The sequence below is a fragment of the Pseudomonas avellanae BPIC 631 genome (assembly GCF_000444135.1).
Classification (GTDB): Bacteria; Pseudomonadota; Gammaproteobacteria; order Pseudomonadales; family Pseudomonadaceae; genus Aquipseudomonas; species Aquipseudomonas avellanae.
Genome location: NZ_ATDK01000434.1, coordinates 1 through 3,201, shown reverse-complemented (window position 1 = coordinate 3,201; position 3,201 = coordinate 1). Strand labels below are relative to the sequence as shown.

Annotated in this window: 5 protein-coding genes; 4 read left to right on the top strand and 1 reads right to left on the bottom strand. The window is 48.5% G+C overall.

Annotation, left to right across the window (positions count from 1 at the left end):
• The first annotated feature begins 779 nt into the window (after window positions 1–779).
• The 3 genes from DW49_RS0123675 (at window position 780) to DW49_RS0123665 (ending at window position 2,060) form a co-directional block, all read left to right on the top strand.
• Window positions 780–1,157: a hypothetical protein gene (locus DW49_RS0123675; RefSeq protein ID WP_017709897.1), complete on the top strand. Its 378-nt coding sequence runs from the start codon at window positions 780–782 to the stop codon at window positions 1,155–1,157.
• Between the two features lie 70 nt (window positions 1,158–1,227).
• Entirely contained in the window at window positions 1,228–1,566 is a 339-nt protein-coding gene (locus DW49_RS0123670; protein WP_005620774.1) for a hypothetical protein, read from the top strand.
• A gap of 119 nt (window positions 1,567–1,685) precedes the next feature.
• Entirely contained in the window at window positions 1,686–2,060 is a 375-nt protein-coding gene (locus DW49_RS0123665; protein ID WP_005736831.1) for a hypothetical protein, read from the top strand.
• Between the two features lie 164 nt (window positions 2,061–2,224).
• On the opposite strand, the gene DW49_RS1000000134530 is transcribed toward DW49_RS0123665, so the two are convergent.
• On the bottom strand, window positions 2,225–2,311 hold the full coding sequence (locus DW49_RS1000000134530) for a small membrane protein YohP (RefSeq protein ID WP_441344152.1): 87 nt from the start codon (window positions 2,309–2,311) through the stop codon (window positions 2,225–2,227).
• Between the two features lie 210 nt (window positions 2,312–2,521).
• Between DW49_RS1000000134530 and DW49_RS0123655 the strand changes: the two genes are divergently transcribed.
• Window positions 2,522–3,061, top strand: coding sequence for a ferritin-like domain-containing protein (locus tag DW49_RS0123655; RefSeq protein WP_003376387.1), 540 nt, complete (start codon window positions 2,522–2,524; stop codon window positions 3,059–3,061).
• Window positions 3,062–3,201: the final 140 nt, after the last annotated feature.

Below are 3,201 nucleotides of genomic sequence, written 5' to 3'. Positions count from 1 at the left end.
GTACTGTTTGCGAAATAATTTACCCGTGTCCTGCAACCTAAGTTATTGATAAAATTTGAATTTTACGTTAGTTAGTAGCTGGTTTTTTCGAAAACAGTACACTAGTAGGTAGCGTATCTGGAAGTATGCGTCGGAGGCACTATAGGCACCTTTACATGCGTCGTCGGGCTGGGTCTAGTTACAGGAGGCCCCGGCGCATTAGCATGCGCTGTCATAGGGGGGGCAGCCGGTGGATTTCTCGTTGGTAAAATTGGAGAAAATATTGGAGAAGGCACTGGTGAGTTCATCTATAAAAAAGTGGGAGAGTAGCTTATGATGCCCGAAATTGTCGCCCCCTGTTTAATGATATCAATGCTGATGACAGTATTTTTTTCGTTTTACGTCGCTGCAAGATATACGGAAAAACTGGAAAGCCTCTTCCCAAACAGTAGATTCTTGGAAGACAACAAAGCAACATTCTCAGGAGCAGGCTTTCTCGGAAAAATAATGCGCTGTGGTTTTATGGCATTTATTCTGATGCTACCAAAACCTAGCATTAAAAGAGGGACTGCTGACGCAAGGGATATCCGACAGTTTCCGATTAAGTTAAAGTGGATACTTCTCACACCCTGGATCGCCCAGCTTACTCTGTGCACAGCTCTTATTCTATTTAAACTATGGACATCTTTTAGCACACACACCTAAGGAATCTCGAACAAGCCTCAACTATGCAAACCGCCAAAGCGCGGTGAGTTGATCGGAGGATCCTTAGGTGAAATGCTCTATAAGGAGCTCATAGAATGACAAGTGATCTAATAGGTCTCATTTTCGGAGCGCTATTGATACTCATCATAATAAATCTATTTGCCACGGCAGTTATTGCGCACAAGTATGTTGAAACTATAGAGAAACAACTACCCAACTGCTCTTCTGTACAGACAATTAGAGAGGCCTGGTCGGGAGGTGGTCTGATTGGAAAAATAATGCGCGGCGGCATTATCGCAACAATACTCATGGCCCCCAACCTGAGCACCAGAAGGGGACTTATCGACATTACGGAAGTCAAAAACCTTTCGGGATTTTACAAAAAAGCTTTACTCATCCCGACAATCGTGACGTTCTTTTTGTTTTTCTGCCTTATGGCGCTCAGGGTTTCAGCTTATTTTTTGGGATTTTAAAAACCTGCCCGAATAGAAAGTATTACTTTGAATAAAACTCATACGCCATTTTGGCAAGGTCGATCAGGTCATGACGAATATCCCGATAGGCCTGATCGGCCTGTTCATAATGGTACCGATGATACTAAATCTCATCGCCACCGCCGTGATTGCGCACAAATACGTTGAAATTATAGAGGAGCAGCTACCAAACTGCTCCTCAGTGCAGACCATCAGAGAAGCATGGTCAGGCGGCGGCCTGCTCGGAAAAGTCATGCGCGGCGGCGTTATTTCAATAGTACTGATGGTGCCAAAGCTAAGCGCCAGGAGAGGCGTCATTGATGCCAAAGAGGTTGAAAAACTCCCAGCGTTTTATAAAAAAATCTTGATAATCCCGACAGTCGTAAATTTTTTTTATTTACAGCAATGACGGCACTTAGTATTTTCCTGGGTCAGAATTAGCACTCGATAACAACAAGACCAAAGGCATACATGGCCCCCCTTTCATAAAGCGCACAAGGGAGCAGTCTTCATGAGCGAGATCAGAACTTGACCAGTATCGAACCGGGCCTAATTGGGATTTTCTTGTACGCCGCGATGCTCATCATTATTCTCGCGTCAGCCTACGTAGCACATAATTACACGCACATTTTCGAATCCCACTTACCCAACTGCAAGCTCATTACAGACAACAAATCCACGTACGGCGACGCAGGCATGCCTGGAAAAATGGTGCGATGCGGGATGATGTATCTGTTTTTGATTTTTCCCGGCCTGGGTAAGAAACGAGGCCTTATGGATATAAAGGAATCCAGAAGCTTTCCTAAAAACATGAAGTACCTGCTGTTTATCCCCTGGACAGCGCAGATCGTGGTGCTTATGGCATTGATCTGGTTCACGCAGTTTGTGATTCCCCGAGCTTGAAAGATGATAATGACGCGCACCCAGGCAGGTCTGAGCGCAGGATAGACGGTGGTGATTTGCCTAAATTACCCGACGAATCACAGCACATTCCCCAGGATAGAAAATACACCACGCCCCAGAGAACCCTCCAGAGCGCAGTATCAGGCCCACCAGCAGCCTGACGCTTAAAAAACCAGCTTGAACAGGGCAATAACCACGACCAGGCCGATCAGAAAGATGATGCCGACGGTGCTTCCCAGGAACTTGAGCATTGTGTATCTCCACGATTTATTTGGGTCTCATGGTTGGGACCGCAGCGTTTCGCGCTCGTTTCTTATATTTTTACATTTAGTCACAACCGTCCTAATCGGCGAAAATCCGATAAAACTTTTCCTCTCCTCCAGCACTCACAACCCTTGCTGATCCTGCCGGGCATCACACAGAGCGGGACAGCAAAACCTGATGAACCCTGGAGATAAATGATGACTTCTGCACCGCAATCACAGCTTTCCGATGTGAACACCCTGCGCCAGCGTGCGCGCCAGAACGTTGAGAATGGTGCTGTCACCGAAGGCTACAGCGCTGATCGTGAAACGGTACTGCGCCTGCTCAATGAGTCGCTGGCGACCGAGCTGGTTTGCGTCCTGCGCTACAAGCGCCACTACTACATGGCGTCCGGCCTGAAAGCCAGCGTCGCTGCGGAAGAGTTTCTGGAGCACGCCACCCAAGAGGCCGAGCACGCCGACAAGCTGGCCGAGCGTATTGTACAACTGGGCGGCGAGCCGGAATTCAACCCGGACCTGCTGTCGAAGAACTCTCACGCGCAATACGTTGCAGGCAATACGCTGAAAGAAATGGTCTACGAAGACCTGGTCGCCGAGCGCATTGCGGTCGACAGCTATCGCGAGATCATTCAGTACATCGGCGACAGCGACCCGACCACCCGCCGCATCTTTGAAGAAATCCTTGCTCAGGAAGAAGAGCACGCCGACGACATGGCGGACATTCTCGAAGGCCTGTAACACGCGGCGACAAGCAAAAAGCCAGGACCTGTGTCCTGGCTTTTTTTGTGAGCGATGAGTTCTCGCATGACTGCTGCACAACTATCGTTCCGCACGCTCCAGCGCTCGTCGCACATAGCTCTTGATCGGGTCGAGGTAGA

Excerpts from the sequence above, each read along its gene's own strand:
- DW49_RS0123655 (WP_003376387.1), top strand. The coding sequence starts at position 2,522 with ATGACTTCTGCACCGCAATCACAGCTTTCCGATGTGAACACCCTGCGC.
- DW49_RS0123670 (WP_005620774.1), top strand. The coding sequence starts at position 1,228 with ATGACGAATATCCCGATAGGCCTGATCGGCCTGTTCATAATGGTACCG.
- DW49_RS0123675 (WP_017709897.1), top strand. The coding sequence starts at position 780 with ATGACAAGTGATCTAATAGGTCTCATTTTCGGAGCGCTATTGATACTC.
- DW49_RS1000000134530 (WP_441344152.1), bottom strand. The coding sequence starts at position 2,311 with ATGCTCAAGTTCCTGGGAAGCACCGTCGGCATCATCTTTCTGATCGGC.